The 14,382-nt window shown below is 52.6% G+C and carries 17 protein-coding genes and 1 tRNA gene; 5 read left to right on the top strand and 13 right to left on the bottom strand.

Annotated elements, in window-relative coordinates:
- The first annotated feature begins 107 nt into the window (after positions 1-107).
- Complete coding sequence (gene rpoD, locus BH712_RS21130) at positions 108-1,952, top strand: RNA polymerase sigma factor RpoD (RefSeq protein WP_006812010.1); 1,845 nt, start codon at positions 108-110, stop codon at positions 1,950-1,952.
- 94 nt (positions 1,953-2,046) lie between these two features.
- Here the strand turns inward: rpoD and mug are convergent, their stop codons facing one another.
- Positions 2,047-2,553 (bottom strand): G/U mismatch-specific DNA glycosylase, encoded by a 507-nt coding sequence (gene mug / locus BH712_RS21125; RefSeq protein WP_006812011.1) that lies wholly within the window; start codon positions 2,551-2,553, stop codon positions 2,047-2,049.
- Positions 2,554-2,677: 124 nt separating this feature from the next.
- On the opposite strand from mug, the gene BH712_RS21120 reads away from it, so the two are divergent.
- Positions 2,678-2,753 (top strand) — tRNA-Ile (locus BH712_RS21120).
- A 161-nt stretch (positions 2,754-2,914) separates the two neighbouring features.
- Here BH712_RS21120 and BH712_RS21115 read toward each other — a convergent pair.
- The 12 genes from BH712_RS21115 to BH712_RS21060 all read right to left on the bottom strand — a co-directional run bounded on the left by BH712_RS21115 (position 2,915) and on the right by BH712_RS21060 (position 9,112).
- Positions 2,915-3,256: a TA system toxin CbtA family protein gene (locus tag BH712_RS21115; protein ID WP_006812012.1), complete on the bottom strand. Its 342-nt coding sequence runs from the start codon at positions 3,254-3,256 to the stop codon at positions 2,915-2,917.
- Positions 3,257-3,276: 20 nt separating this feature from the next.
- The gene (locus BH712_RS21110) at positions 3,277-3,594 is read right to left on the bottom strand and encodes a type IV toxin-antitoxin system YeeU family antitoxin (protein WP_006812013.1); all 318 of its coding nucleotides are present in this window, start codon (positions 3,592-3,594) and stop codon (positions 3,277-3,279) included.
- Positions 3,595-3,613: 19 nt separating this feature from the next.
- Positions 3,614-3,835, bottom strand: coding sequence for a DUF987 domain-containing protein (locus tag BH712_RS21105; RefSeq protein ID WP_001548171.1), 222 nt, complete (start codon positions 3,833-3,835; stop codon positions 3,614-3,616).
- Between the two features lie 8 nt (positions 3,836-3,843).
- On the bottom strand, positions 3,844-4,320 hold the full coding sequence (locus tag BH712_RS21100; RefSeq protein ID WP_071850078.1) for a JAB domain-containing protein: 477 nt from the start codon (positions 4,318-4,320) through the stop codon (positions 3,844-3,846).
- A 15-nt stretch (positions 4,321-4,335) separates the two neighbouring features.
- Positions 4,336-4,794, bottom strand: a complete 459-nt coding sequence (locus tag BH712_RS21095; protein WP_000211838.1) for an antirestriction protein — start codon at positions 4,792-4,794, stop codon at positions 4,336-4,338.
- A 97-nt stretch (positions 4,795-4,891) separates the two neighbouring features.
- Positions 4,892-5,131 (bottom strand): DUF905 domain-containing protein, encoded by a 240-nt coding sequence (locus BH712_RS21090; protein WP_000194654.1) that lies wholly within the window; start codon positions 5,129-5,131, stop codon positions 4,892-4,894.
- Positions 5,132-5,207: 76 nt separating this feature from the next.
- Entirely contained in the window at positions 5,208-5,675 is a 468-nt protein-coding gene (ykfB, locus tag BH712_RS21085) for a protein YkfB (RefSeq protein ID WP_001547765.1), read from the bottom strand.
- Positions 5,676-5,703: 28 nt separating this feature from the next.
- The gene (locus BH712_RS21080; RefSeq protein ID WP_016154551.1) at positions 5,704-6,141 is read right to left on the bottom strand and encodes a YfjS/YafY family lipoprotein; all 438 of its coding nucleotides are present in this window, start codon (positions 6,139-6,141) and stop codon (positions 5,704-5,706) included.
- Positions 6,141-6,377 carry a protein YpjK gene (gene ypjK / locus BH712_RS21075; RefSeq protein ID WP_001144031.1) on the bottom strand — a complete coding sequence of 79 codons (237 nt, stop codon included), beginning with the start codon at positions 6,375-6,377 and terminating at the stop codon, positions 6,141-6,143. Before ypjK ends, BH712_RS21080 begins: the two co-directional genes overlap by 1 nt.
- A 40-nt stretch (positions 6,378-6,417) precedes the next feature.
- Positions 6,418-7,119, bottom strand: a complete 702-nt coding sequence (locus BH712_RS21070) for a DeoR family transcriptional regulator (RefSeq protein ID WP_006812588.1) — start codon at positions 7,117-7,119, stop codon at positions 6,418-6,420.
- A gap of 216 nt (positions 7,120-7,335) precedes the next feature.
- A complete protein-coding gene (locus tag BH712_RS21065; RefSeq protein ID WP_000197389.1) occupies positions 7,336-8,157 on the bottom strand; it encodes a DUF932 domain-containing protein in 822 nt (273 codons plus the stop codon).
- A gap of 91 nt (positions 8,158-8,248) precedes the next feature.
- The gene (locus BH712_RS21060) at positions 8,249-9,112 is read right to left on the bottom strand and encodes a GTPase family protein (protein WP_006812015.1); all 864 of its coding nucleotides are present in this window, start codon (positions 9,110-9,112) and stop codon (positions 8,249-8,251) included.
- Positions 9,113-9,536: 424 nt separating this feature from the next.
- Here BH712_RS21060 and BH712_RS21055 point away from each other — a divergent pair, with 424 nt between their 5' ends.
- The 3 genes from BH712_RS21055 to brxC are packed head-to-tail and all read left to right on the top strand — an operon-like array spanning position 9,537 to position 14,380.
- Positions 9,537-10,154 (top strand): DUF1819 family protein, encoded by a 618-nt coding sequence (locus BH712_RS21055; protein WP_032674058.1) that lies wholly within the window; start codon positions 9,537-9,539, stop codon positions 10,152-10,154.
- Positions 10,151-10,753 (top strand): DUF1788 domain-containing protein, encoded by a 603-nt coding sequence (locus BH712_RS21050; RefSeq protein ID WP_006812018.1) that lies wholly within the window; start codon positions 10,151-10,153, stop codon positions 10,751-10,753. The genes BH712_RS21055 and BH712_RS21050 overlap by 4 nt, the downstream gene beginning before the upstream one ends.
- A gap of 12 nt (positions 10,754-10,765) precedes the next feature.
- The gene (brxC, locus tag BH712_RS21045; RefSeq protein ID WP_006812019.1) at positions 10,766-14,380 is read left to right on the top strand and encodes a BREX system P-loop protein BrxC; all 3,615 of its coding nucleotides are present in this window, start codon (positions 10,766-10,768) and stop codon (positions 14,378-14,380) included.
- Positions 14,381-14,382 lie beyond the last annotated feature (2 nt).

Genomic DNA, 14,382 nt, shown 5'->3' with positions numbered 1-14,382 from the left:
CAGCCGCACTGAGAGGCAGCGGCAAAAATATAAGTACGCCCTCGCTTTAAAGGTTGGCAGCCCTATCGCCGACACCAATCAAACGAATTAAGTGTGGATACCGTCTTATGGAGCAAAACCCGCAGTCACAGCTGAAACTTCTTGTCCAACGCGGTAAGGAGCAAGGCTATCTGACCTATGCCGAGGTCAATGACCATCTGCCGGAAGATATCGTCGATTCAGATCAGATCGAAGACATCATCCAAATGATCAATGACATGGGCATTCAGGTGATGGAAGAAGCACCGGATGCCGATGATCTGTTGCTGGCTGAAACCTCCAACAACACTGACGAAGATGCGGAAGAAGCTGCTGCACAGGTACTGTCCAGCGTGGAATCTGAAATCGGGCGTACGACTGACCCGGTCCGCATGTACATGCGCGAAATGGGTACCGTTGAACTGTTGACCCGCGAAGGCGAAATTGACATCGCAAAACGCATCGAAGACGGGATCAACCAGGTTCAGTGCTCTGTTGCCGAATACCCGGAAGCGATTACCTATCTGCTGGAGCAGTACGATCGCGTTGAAGCGGAAGAAGCGCGTCTGTCCGATCTGATCACCGGCTTTGTCGACCCGAACGCTGAAGAAGACATGGCGCCAACCGCCACTCACGTCGGTTCTGAGCTGTCTCAGGAAGAGATGGATGATGACGAAGACGAAGATGAAGAAGAAGACGACGACAGCAGCGACGACGACAACAGCATCGACCCTGAACTGGCGCGTGAGAAGTTTGCCGAGCTGCGTACCCAGTACGAAGTAACGCGTGACACCATCAAAGCGAAAGGCCGCAGCCATGCCGCCGCTCAGGAAGAGATCCTGAAGCTGTCTGAAGTGTTCAAACAGTTCCGCCTGGTGCCAAAACAGTTCGATTACCTGGTGAACAGCATGCGCGTGATGATGGATCGCGTACGTACCCAGGAACGTATCATCATGAAGCTGTGCGTTGAACAGTGCAAAATGCCGAAGAAGAACTTCATCACCCTCTTCACCGGCAATGAAACCAGCGAAACCTGGTTCAACGCCGCTATCGCGATGAACAAGCCGTGGTCTGAAAAGCTGCACGACGTGAAAGAAGATGTGCAGCGCGGCCTGCAAAAACTGCATCAGATTGAAGAAGAGACCGGCCTGACCATTGAGCAGGTGAAAGACATCAACCGTCGTATGTCCATCGGTGAAGCGAAAGCCCGCCGTGCGAAGAAAGAGATGGTTGAAGCGAACTTACGTCTGGTTATCTCTATCGCCAAAAAATACACCAACCGTGGCCTGCAATTCCTGGATCTGATTCAGGAAGGCAACATCGGTCTGATGAAAGCGGTAGATAAGTTTGAATACCGTCGTGGTTACAAGTTCTCCACCTATGCTACCTGGTGGATCCGTCAGGCGATCACCCGCTCTATCGCAGACCAGGCGCGCACCATCCGTATTCCGGTGCATATGATTGAGACCATCAACAAACTCAACCGTATCTCTCGCCAGATGTTGCAGGAGATGGGTCGCGAGCCGACGCCGGAAGAGCTGGCTGAACGCATGCTGATGCCGGAAGACAAGATCCGTAAGGTGCTGAAAATCGCTAAAGAGCCAATCTCCATGGAAACACCAATCGGTGATGATGAAGATTCGCATCTGGGTGATTTCATCGAGGATACCACCCTCGAACTGCCGCTGGACTCTGCCACCACCGAGAGCCTGCGTGCCGCTACGCACGACGTTCTGGCTGGCCTGACCGCCCGTGAAGCCAAAGTACTGCGTATGCGTTTCGGTATCGACATGAACACCGACCATACGCTGGAAGAAGTGGGTAAACAGTTCGATGTTACCCGCGAACGTATCCGTCAGATCGAAGCGAAGGCGCTGCGTAAACTGCGCCATCCGAGCCGTTCTGAAGTGCTGCGTAGCTTCCTGGACGATTAATCGGTCCTGAAATGAAAAAGCTCCCTTCGGGGAGCTTTTTTTTCCTCTCCTTGTGGGCGAGGCTCAGGGTGAAGGCATCATGCCCCAGTGGCCCCTAAAGCCCCCTCACCATCAGCGCCTCATCCAGTTCCCGATACGCCTCCACCAGCTTATCCAGCGTCGCCCTGTTCAGCCCGCTCGGGTTGGGCAGCACCCAGACCTGCGTTACGCCGATAGTAATGTTCTGCTTACCCCATTTAGCCCCGCGCTGGCTGAACGCCTGTTCGTAGGCCTGCTTGCCGAGAATAGCCAGCGCGGCTGGCTGGTAGTCTTCAATCTTCTTAACCAGCTCTCGCCCACCGCTTCGCAGTTCATGCAGGTTGACCTCACTTGCCTGCACCGTAGGCCGCTCGACCAGCATGGTAATACCGCAGCGCGTATCCAGCAGATGCTGCTCCTCTTCCGGTTTGAGTAATCTGTCGGTGAACCCGGCCTGATAGATCACCTTCCAGAAGCGATTCCCCGGATGAGCAAAGTGAAAACCGGTGTGCGCCGATGACTTGCCAGGATTGATACCGCAGAACACCACCCGGAGGCCAGGGGCCAGAATATCGTTGATCATCTTTACTCCTGTCTATGCATCTTAAGATAAGTATAAAGGATTGATTATGCATTGTTTATAAAAACAGCAGGCAGGTGTGAATGGCTGGATTGCTGAGGGGAGTTACTTTATAATTCACCACCACGGCCCCTTAGCTCAGTGGTTAGAGCAGGCGACTCATAATCGCTTGGTCGCTGGTTCAAGTCCAGCAGGGGCCACCAAATAAAACAAGGAGTTAGATGAGAAATCGTCTAACTCCTTTTTCTTTGGATGCAATTTGGGTCAGGTAATGGGTCAGGTAAGGAATTGCTACCCTGCCCTCTTCATCTCGCTGCCAGCATCCCCGGATAGTGATGAAAGCCAGTAGCACTGCCTGTAATATTCACCGTACCGAATTTTTACGGCTTTGCCGCAACAAGCCAGTTGCCTGCCGTGCTCGCAGAATGTCTACAGCCCGGAGATAAGGGGATTGTTCCTGCCAGTTAAATCCCTTCCTGTCGATACGCACCAGTTCGTATTTTTCCACCAGAAAATTCACGGCATCAGCCAGCGTGATTCCGGCATCGATATGTTCCTGTATAACACGTTCCTCACTGAACGGTGTGTCGTTGAGGGTGAGACCATAGTGCTGTTTCAGCAGGCGGGTCAGTAGCATTTGCCAGACAGCCACGGGTGCTAGGCAGGGCTTCGCCGCCCGCTGAGTTGTTGCAGGTAAAGTTTTCATGTTTACTCTCGTGAAGGTAATTAACTCTGAGTGGGGTAAATGGCGATGTATACGTAGCCGCAACTGCCAAGAGTATCGGCTTCGCAGGTGAAACCGTTGTGGTACAGGGTGACGCAGTGGGCGTGTTGGGGACTGAGTTCACCGGTGGTTAGCATCGACTCCATCTGGCGGATAAAGTGCGGGCATGTTTCATCCAGCTTCCGGCATTCGGTGTCACTGAACCTGCCGGTGATGCTGGCCCTGTCAGCCAGATAGTGCAGTCGGTTACCCTCCTGCACCAGACGGGCTCCCAGGCGCGGCGTGATAGCCCGCTGCAGGCCCCAGTTGATGTGGGTCATGGCGGCTCTCCTTTTATTGTCAGTTCAGGGTAATACTCATTAGGCAGGCATAAGGCCCGTTACGGTCCTGGCGGCGTTCGGCGTATACCGCGAGGACTCCTGTGATATCCGGCACATCCCTGCCGGTGTAATGGCAGACGCTACCGTGCCACTGATATTTTCCACTGCAGTAGCGAAAGATCCGGGACTCAGGATGCTGGCGGTATATCGTCATTGCCCGGCGTTTACTGATAATTTTCATGTCATACCTCACAACAGACCGTGTTCTGCGAACGAATAGATTTGCCTGCCACCGACAATCAGGTGGTCAGGGACGCGGATATCCACCAGCTGAAGCACCTGAACCAGTCGCTGCGTGAGGGTTTTGTCGGCCTGGCTAGGTGTCGTCTCGCCGGAAGGATGGTTATGCGCGAGTATCACCGCCGCCGCGTTGAAGTGCAGAGCACGTTTGACCACCTCCCGGGGATACACCTCGGTGCGGTTAATCGTGCCGGTGAAGAGCGTTTCATGGGCAATCAACTGATTCTGGTTGTCCAGATACAACACCCGGAACTCTTCCCGCTCAAGCGCGGCCATATGCAGTCGCAGCCATTCACGTACGGCGTGGGTAGAGGTGAAGGCTACGCCGGGCTCATGCAGGTGGCGGTCCAGAGCCCTGAGCGCCCGCTGAATGAGACGCCGGTCCTGTGGCGTCATCTCGCCGGGTAAAAAGGAAAGCTGTTTCATCTGTTGCTCCTTCGGTCAGTCGATAATACGCAGAATGGCGTGAGCCTCTGGATGTTGCATGGCATACTCCCGCAGGCGGTAATAGTGCGCGGTCATCGCGTCACATTCTGTACGGCAGGCATGGTGGCTATACGCAATCAGGCAGACAGCAATACCTGCTGCTTCTGCACTCATTTGGGCATCGTTACCGTTCAGGCAGTTAAACAGACGCCATGTCTCATCGTTGTCAGGCTCGGGGGACATAAATGCGCCGCCATTGCTGAGGGTGTAGAACGACCAGATACCACCGCTGTAGCCCTCACAGAAGCGGTCCATCCAGGCGAAGATATGCGGCTCCAGGAGTAGCCACTGCGGGATAGCGCCAAAGTACTGTGGCCAGAAATCGATACGCTGTTCATCGGGGACCGGCGTGACGGTCAGTTCAAATTCGGGTTGGTTAGCGGGTGCGAGGTCGTGCTGCGTCTGTGTTGTCATGGGTATGTCTCCGTCAATAAAAACGCCAGCGGCGATGGCTGGCGTATGGGGATATAAAGTGTGTTCGGGGAGGTGAATGCGGGTAAATGCTTCGCGATCAGCGGGTGGCCGTGTCTGTACGGATGCCTGAGGTGCGGATATAGCGGTTAAGACCTTCACCGGCATCCGGCTCAAAGTTCCATGCCCGCCAGACCATCCGGCCTTCAGTATCACGAACCACCAGACGGAAGTGACTGCCCTGGTCGTCTTCGAGTGTGATATTGCTGTACGTGGTAGTGACCGCTTGCGCTTGTCTCCGGGTGAAAGGCCCCGGTGGCAGCAACACGGATTGGGTCATTTTCGGGCTCCTGATAAAAGAAAACCCCGGCAGCCTGCTAGCTGTCGGGGTGGATTTGCTGGGGAAGATACTACTATCAGTCGTTGCTGCAGTCTCCGAGAGTGGACAGAACTTTCTCAGCGTTCTTCCGGTCCGCAGTGAAGGTCCCTGCTTTGTGGTCATTGACGTAGACGTCGAACTGCCCGGCCTCAGAGATATTGCTGATGAAGTCAAACCAGGCGTTATCGCCGTTACGCCAGCCTAGGCTGGACGGAATAATGTACTGCTGGTGATCCATCACTACGGTGATAGTAGTGTCGTCATCGTGCGAACTGACCATCTTGTCATCGGCAAGGGTAAGAAAGACTGAATGCTGATAGAAACCATTCTGGTCCGGGTTCCCTGTGCAGTTGATGGTAAACGTCTTTCCGCTGGCTTCGGTCACGCTGTATTCCGTATTGCCCTGACCGTAACCCTGCTGCCAGAACCCCGGGATAGCAGAGGCATTAAAGCTCGCGAGCAGTACACCCGCCAGCATAAACCGACTTAGTGAAAGTATTGTCATTCTTGTCTCCTTTGTCGTTGTTTTATTCCTAGTTCTCAGGGTTTGAGGGTATCAGCAGTCGCCCCATCAGTTTGCCGTCATGGGCGTACTCAAAGTATTTTTCTTTGGTATACGGGTCCGTCACCTCCTGGTATTCCAGTTTGATGTTATCGGCAATACACAGCGCATTCATCAGTGGCTGGACGGTTTTTTCCTGCATATCCACGAGGTAGTAGTAACTGCCATCCTCGCAGCCATCGGGCGACTGGCGGGTACGTAAAACCTGCAAGGTGGGACCGGATAAGTAGTCAACCTGTGACCATTCTTCGCTGACATCATCCTGGTGGCTGACCACATCACTGAAACGCGGTGGGGTGAGGTCCTTAAATTTACTGATGGCCTTCAGGTCATCACTTCTGTCATCGCATGCGATGAGAAACAGAGTGGTGGCAACCAGCGCCAGCAGAGGCAGTGTTTTACGTTTCATTATTTTTTTCCTGAAATCAGACGAACCACTTTGGCAAAGACATAAATGCCCACGAAAATACCCACCGGCACGCCGACGAACGGTGTTAGCGCGACACTGGCAGCACCGGCTGCGCCACCTCCCGTCAGCAGTGCGGCAACAGTGGCAAGGGTCAGGGCCGCGAGACTGTCGGACACCCCGGTTTTGTTCAGAATGATGACGATGACAACAATGGCGATAATGGCAATAACGGGCATAGGGCTCCTCCCTGTTGCCGGGTTGATAACAACGCTTGCGCTATTCTGGTGAGCTGTTGGCCGGAACAAACGTAAGCAGTGACTGCTGGATAAAGCGAAAATGGGGTAAGGACTGAATAAAGCCCGGGTCTTCAACAAGACGACACAGACTGTCGTTACGCCGGAAAGTCTCCTGCAGGGGCTGAACCAGATGGATTTCATCCAGGGAGAATACGGCGATATGTCCGTCGTGCTCTGCCACCAGATACCAGGCCTGCTGGTGGATAAGTAACCGGCAGGGAGCCAGCCGCTCACAGCGCTGCCCCTCGGCAATCAGAGTCACCCGCCTGCGCCCGGTAATGGCCTGAATCAGTCGCCAGAAAGACAATGCGCCTGATGGCGAAGGAGCCGGACTGGCGGGTGCGATTACGCAGGGAGACTCATCGCACATCAGCAGTGCGTTTACCAGACGACGGTCAAAGCCAGGGAAAAGACCGGCCATCCCGCTGCGGTGGGCAAAGATAAGCACGTCGGGCACCATCTGCGTCTCACTGCCCGCAGTGCGTAAGCGGCAATATCCGGACTGATACTCCAGGTCCAGATACATCAGCCGCTCACGAAAATCACGCCGCAGCGTGCGCACCGACACACCAAACTCAGCGGCAAGCTTACGCACACTCAGCGTTTCCCCTGCCACCAGACGGCTGATTATCAGTGACAGCCTGACAGCCAGCCGGTCATGGCGGCGTTCTGCCTGTGTCATGAGACGTTCTCCGTGAAAGTTAACTGACTGAAAATGATGTGATTACTTTAAAGAGGGGGTCGGACAGGGTATGGACACCACAGAAACTATTTTTCATTTCTGCAAAAGCCAGAGGCAGCGGGGGTTACAGGCCTTCCCTCGGTGAGTGAGGACCGTCAGCACGGTGCGATGCGGACAGGTGGTGTCCGATATTAACAAAGCAGCAACATTAAACGGTCACTGCAGTTGCGTGAGCAGGGCTTCCGCCATCACCCACAGTGCCCGGTTAAGTTTCACGTCCCCGTCGATACCGCGAACGGCACGGGTATGTGACCGTCCTCCTTTGGCATTACGGCCACTGAGCCCGCCCTTAATCAGGTTCTCCTGAATACGCTGGTACGTGGTCCACAGGTCATTGCTCTCATCCTGCCAGCGGCGAGGGGAGAGGATCTGCGATTCAGTCACCGGCTGGTGGTCTTCACCAAAGCGGTATGTGAGGGCAGCTTTTGCCAGTGCCTGCTGTGCCGGGGGTGGCAACAGCAACGACTGCATGGCATCCCGTTTCTCCTCCACCCGGTCAAAAATCCCCAGCACCTCATACGCGCCTTCAATCACCTGACTCACCACGTCCCCCTTGTGTGGCACCCGCACCTCGCCAAACGACTCACCGCAGACGAGCCCGTTCTGACAAACCGCACGAAATAGTCCCGGCAACATCTGATACGAACTAGTGCCATCGTGGGAGTTGAGCAGGATAATTTCTGGTACCTGTTTACCGGTAATCTGCCCCTCACGCCGCAGACGCAGCATATGCTTTGTATGTTCACGACGACCGGGGTCACGCACGCGGGTCTGACAGGCAAAGAATGGCTGGAAGCCTTCTCGCTGTAGGCTGTCGAGCAGGGAGATGGTAGGTATATAGGTATAACGCTCACTGCGGGATTCATGTTTGTCCTCGCTGAACACACTGGGCACCACGCGAAACAGCTCCTCACGGGTTAACGGGCGGTCGCGACGGATAAGGTTTGCTGCGCCAAAGCGCGAAGCCAGACGGGTCATAAGCAGACTCCTCATAATGGGAAAACAAATAAAAGAAATCCCCGTCGCATCGGCGACAGGGTTAGGGAAATAACAGGGATGGGTTAAATACTCAGAAGAAGAAATCCCAGACGGCACGGGCCACTGACACCACGGTGGTGCGCACGGCCTGAATGACGGCCCGCACCGGGGCGGGTATCAGGGGAAAGGCACTGATGCTATCGAGTACAGCACCGACGGTTTCACCAAAATCGCTACGCGCCTGTTCCCGGACTACCGTCGTGCGAAAGGAAGGCTGGAGTTGCGACACCACCGGGCTGGTGGCCTCACGTGGCAGGCACTTAATCATTCGCTCGGCCATCACCCGCAGTCCCCACTGAAGACGGACCGACACGGCACACACTGGATGTACGGGCTGGAACAGCTCATGCAGCAGACAGATTTTACGGCTGATATTCTGCTTCTGCTCTTTGGACAATGGCCCCCCACCGCTGGTGGGCTCGACCTTATCCGACTGGCTGATAACAAACAGCACCTTATGCCGGTATGCCTCCCCAATCACTTGATGATAAAAGTGTTCATCCACTGCCAGCGCCCGGTCATCGGCCTTAATCAGCCACAGCACCAGGTCAAGCCGGGGAAGCTGTTCGCGATACAGCGCAGCATATTCGTTATCGCGAGCGCCACTTTCGCCCACACCGGGCAGGTCCACCAGCGTCATATGGCGGTCGCCAACCAGCAGACGAAAGCGTAAAGGTTCACGGGTGCAGGCCGCCACATCGCTGACCGGCGATACTTCACCGGCAAACAACGCATTACAGAGTGACGATTTCCCCGCCCCGGTTTTTCCCATAATACCGATCGCTGGTTCGTAGTTTGTGAGCTGACGTATCTGCTGCATGACCCGCTCTGAGGCCCATTCCGGCAAACCCGTAAGCGAGTCCTGCAGGGACTGTTGGCCTTCCTTATTTTTCATGACATCTCCCGAGACAAAGAAAACAAAAACGGCGAATCCTTGATGGACTCGCCGTTATACTGGTGCATTCAAGAGCATGATATATATCGAAAAATTATTTAAATTAAGGACGTACGTTCCTGGATTCCCTTGTTCATACTGGCTGTACCATTAAATCGACACAGATAAGGCCTATACACGATTAACTTGAAGACCCATTTTCAACACTCGGGAATGATCGTTAATAATTCGCTGTGATATCGCCCTGTGAAGAGTCGATAACTGGAGTAAGACCGTCTAACCACGATTCGAATCTATGATCGCGATCAGTCAATAACCAGCATGAATAAATCACATGAATGGGGTGACCATAGTCATGGCATCTACCCTGCATGCCGATTACAATCATTACTTGATTTTTTGCGAGCAGCATTCCGGATTTTTGATGACAACTACCATGATTAAAAATGATAAACGCTGGATTGGCGATCTGCTGGGCGGCGCGCTGATGGTTCGTGAGAGCAGGATTATTGCTAAGCTGCTGCTTTCTGAACCAGACGAAACGACCTGGCAACAGCAAATAATCGATGAAAATATCCTTCAGGCATCCTCCACCAGCACGGCGAATCGCTATGCCAGAACAGTAAAACTTCGACTAATGACGCTGGATCGCGAGTGCTGGCAACTGATTGCCGATGGGAGTGAAAGTGAACGTCTGCAAATGCTGCTAGTGGCTCTAATGATTCAGTCGCCGATTGTCGCGGATTTTATGGCTGATGTCGTGAACCCGGCACGCCAGCAGTTTAAAGAAAAGCTTGGTATAAATTGCTGGAGTGAGTTTGTTGATGAGAATCTTCGTTTGCACCCCGAACTGGGGGCTTTTTCTGATTCCTCTATTCAAAAAATGGGCAATAACCTGATTAAGGCCCTCGCAGAAGCCGGATACCTGGACACCCCACGCCGTCGCAATCTTCAAACTGTTTTCCTGTTACCTGATGTCGCTGCGGCGTTGCATCGATTAAACAAAGCAGAACTGCTACCAATCCTGGAGGGTAATGCATGAATGACCCAATCCTTGATTACCGTTTAAAGCAGTTAGAAGAGCGTATCGGCGACGACCGTTTTTTAAAAAACCAGGGCTCCGGTAATGAGATTGGCTTCTGGATTTTTGATTATCCGGCACAGCAGGAACTACAGGTACGTGAGTACCTGGCGTTTCTTTTTAAGAAACTAGAAAAAAAATACACATTCACCCAGTTGAATATTTTTCAGGTCATCATCGACATGCTGGAGGAACGTAAGCTATTCGAGCGTATCTGCCAGCGTGAGCCTGAACTTGGGCTGGAAACATTGAAAAAACATCTGGCAGCGCCGCTCAGCCAGAAAAAAATCGCTGAATATATTGCCCGTACGGTAGATCTTCCCTCGCAGCAATTTGTCATTCTGACTGGGCTCGGCAACGCCTGGCCGCTGGTGCGCGGGCATGAGCTCATGAGTGCTTTACAGGATGTAATGGGTTTTACGCCACTTCTGATGTTCTATCCAGGCAATTACAGTGGATATGACCTGTCTCCTCTAGCTGGCATTAACTCCCGTAACTATTACCGAGCCTTCAGACTGGTACCCGAAACCGGTCCTGCGGCGACTTTGAACCCTCGTTAAAAGACGACAGCAATGAATATTGAACAGATTTTCGAAAAACCGCTAAAACGTAATATTAACGGCGTGATTAAAGCCGAGCAGACCGATGACGAAAGTGCCTGGGTTGAACTGGATGAGTATGTCATCACCCGAGAACTGGACGGTCACCTACGCCAGTTTTTCGAGGTGTACGCCCCCGCCACAGGCCCCGGTAGGTTGCAACTTGCCGATAAGATGGGTGTTTGGGTTTCCGGCTTCTTTGGCTCCGGTAAATCTCACTTCATTAAAATCCTTTCTTATTTGTTGGCGAACCGCGAGGTCAGCCACAATGGCGTAACACGCAATGCGCTCTCTTTCTTTGAAGAGAAAATCGACGACGCACTGTTATTGGCCGATATTCGCAAAGCGGTTCAACACCCGACCGATGTGGTGCTGTTCAATATTGACTCGCGCGCAAACGTTGAAGATGGCGTTGATGCGATCCTAAAAGTTTTCCTGAAAGTCTTTAACGAATTGGCAGGCTATTGCGGGGACTTCCCGCACATTGCACATCTGGAACGCGAGCTCGATAAACGCGATCAGTTTGATACGTTTAAAGCCGCCTTTGCCGACATTACCGGTTCTCGCTGGGAAGATGAACGCGATGTCTATCTGATGATCAACGATCAGATGGCGAAAGCATTAAGCATCGCGACCAAACAGAGTGAGGAATCCTCTCGTCAGTGGATCGAACAACTGGATAAGAACTTCCCGCTAGATATTAAGAACTTCTGTACGTGGGTGAAAGAGTGGCTCGACATCCAGGGCAACCGTAACATTCTGTTTATGGTCGATGAGGTTGGTCAGTTCATTGGCAAAGATGCCCAGATGATGCTGAAGCTGCAAACTATCACGGAAAACCTGGGCGTTATCTGCGGTGGTCGCGCATGGGTGATTGTCACCTCTCAGGCTGACATCAATGCCGCGATTGGCGGTATGAGTAGCCGTGACGGTCAGGATTTTTCCAAAATCCAGGGACGTTTCTCCACACGCTTACAGCTCTCCAGTTCCAATACTTCAGAAGTTATCCAGAAACGACTATTGGTGAAAACCGAGGCGGCAAAACCGGCGCTGGAAGCTGTTTGGCAGGAGAAAGGTGACATTCTACGTAACCAGCTGGCGTTCGACACAACAACCACAGCCACGCTGCGCGCTTACTCCAACAGCAAAGAATTCGTTGATAACTATCCGTTTGTGCCATGGCAGTACCAGATCCTACAAAAGGTCTTTGAATCGATCCGTACCAAAGGGGCTGCGGGTAAGCAGTTGGCAATGGGGGAGCGCTCTCTGCTGGATGCCTTCCAGTCAGCAGCTGTGCAGATTTCTGCCGATGGTCTGGACAGCCTAGTCCCGTTCTGGCGTTTCTACTCCGCGATTGAAAGCTTCCTTGAACCTGCGGTTAGCCGCACTATCATTCAGGCTTGCCAGTCTCCGTCACTGACGGAATTTGACGGCAAATTGTTGAAGACATTGTTCCTGATCCGCTACGTTGACGTCCTGAAAAGTACTCTTGATAACCTCGTCACGCTCTCCATCGATCGTATTGATACTGATAAAGTGGAACTGCGTCGACAGATTGAAGCCAGCCTTAATCGTCTGCAGGCTGAAATGCTGATCTCGCGTATTGATGACAAATTCGTTTTCCTCACCAATGAAGAGAAAGAGATTGAAAACGAAATCCGCAATATCGACATTGAGTTCACCACCATCAATAAACAGCTCTCGACTATCATTTTTGACGAGATCCTGAAGAACAAAAAGTACCGTTATCCGGCGAACAAGCAGGATTTTGATATCAGTCGTTTCTGTAACGGGCACCCACTGGATGGCGCAAATCTTAACGATTTGGTAGTTAAAGTGCTCACGCCGCTGGACTCGAACTACGAGAGCTACAAGGGGGTGCATTCCAATAGCCTGCTGATGACGGACAGTAAAGACTGCATCCTCATTTGTCTGCCTGATGAAGCCCGAACCTGGCAAGACCTGACCATGTATGCCCAAACTAAAGCCTTCCTCAGCAAGCAAAGCGGACAGCGCCCGGAACAGGCAACACTGCTGGCGGAAAAAGGCCGTGAAAATGGCATGCGCGAAAAAACGCTGAAGGCGCAGATTGAAGGCTTGTTGGCTCAGGCTGATGTCTGGGCGTTGGGCGAGCGGTTGGATAAGAAATCCTCTTCGCCGTTAGCTATCGTAGATGCAGCCTGCGGTTACGTTATCGAGAACAGTTTCTCCAAACTAAAATTGCTGCGCCTGAGTACCGGAGACGTAAATCGTGAGACTCACGCGCTGTTGACAGTAGAAAATGATACCCAGCTCGACCTCGGTGATATGGAAGAATCCAACCCAGAGGCGATGCGTGAAGTGGACAACTGGATCAGTATGAGTATTGAGACTCATAAGCCAGTTTACCTGCGGGATATTCTTACCACTTTTGGCCGTCGTCCATTTGGCTGGCCGGAAGATGAAGTCAAATTGCTGGTTGCTCGATTGGCACGCAGCGGTAAATACAGCTTCACTCTGCAAGGCAGTGAAATCGCACTGAAGCAGGCGTGGGACGCGTTTAATAATTCACGTCGTTACAGTGATTTGCGTTTGCACAAAGTGCGTCGCCATGACGAAGCGCAGTTGACCAAAGCCGCGCAGCTGATGGCCGAGATTGCCGGGGAACCGTTTAACGAGCGTGAAGAGCAGTCGTTGGTGTCACACATCCGCGAATTGTTTGGCCGCTGGAAGAGCGAGCTGACCGTCTTCAAAACCCGTGCAGAGAGCGGCAAAAACCCAGGGCAAAAAGAAATTGCAGAAGGTCTGGTGCTGCTGAACGGGATACTGAACGAGAAAGAAGAATACGCGGTCATTGAAAAAGTCACTGCAGCAGCCGGTGACCTCGAAGATTTCTCGGAAGACTGGGACGATTTAGTCAGCTTCTACAAAAATCAGTACGCTACCTGGCAGCGTTTAAGTACCGCGTTGAATGGCAGTTTTAAAGCTAACCGTAACGCGCTGGATAAAGACGAAACGGCCCAAAAGCTGTTGCAGGAGTTGGAAGGCATCTACAGTAAGGCACGACCTTACGGAGAGCTGCACCGGATTATCCCGCTGATTGAAACCGTTGAAACCATCAACCAGCGTCTGGTGGAAGAATACCGAAGCCATGCGCTGCTGCAGATCGATGGTCATATCAATGAGCTGAAGCAAAGCATGCTGGAGATGCTCGTTCCTGCTGACTTGCAGCACTCGCTTTTACACCCGATGCAACAATCGCGTAAAAAAGTAGAGCAGAACGGTCTGATCCCGCAAATTATGGAAGAACAGGCTGAGGTTAGGGCGCTTCAATTTAAAGCGAACGAACGGCTGAACAGCTGGGTTGAGGAACAGCGTAAGAAAGTGCCTGTCCCCAAAAAATCGCCTCAGCCAGGAATTATCGACCCCATCGATAAGCCTGAACCCAAACTGAAAAAGACAATCTACGTGAACACGCGTAAGACGATGGAACGTGCTGCGGGTGTAACAACGCTGGATAACGCCGAACAGGTCGACAAAGCGCTGGAACAGCTGCGTAAAACGCTCATGGATGCCATTAACGCAGGCGAACGCGTGCAGCTTCAGTAACA

Source organism: Enterobacter hormaechei ATCC 49162 (assembly GCF_001875655.1).
Lineage (GTDB): Bacteria > Pseudomonadota > Gammaproteobacteria > Enterobacterales > Enterobacteriaceae > Enterobacter > Enterobacter hormaechei.
Note: the sequence above shows the minus strand (reverse complement) of the source record. Positions and strands in the feature narration are given on the sequence as shown.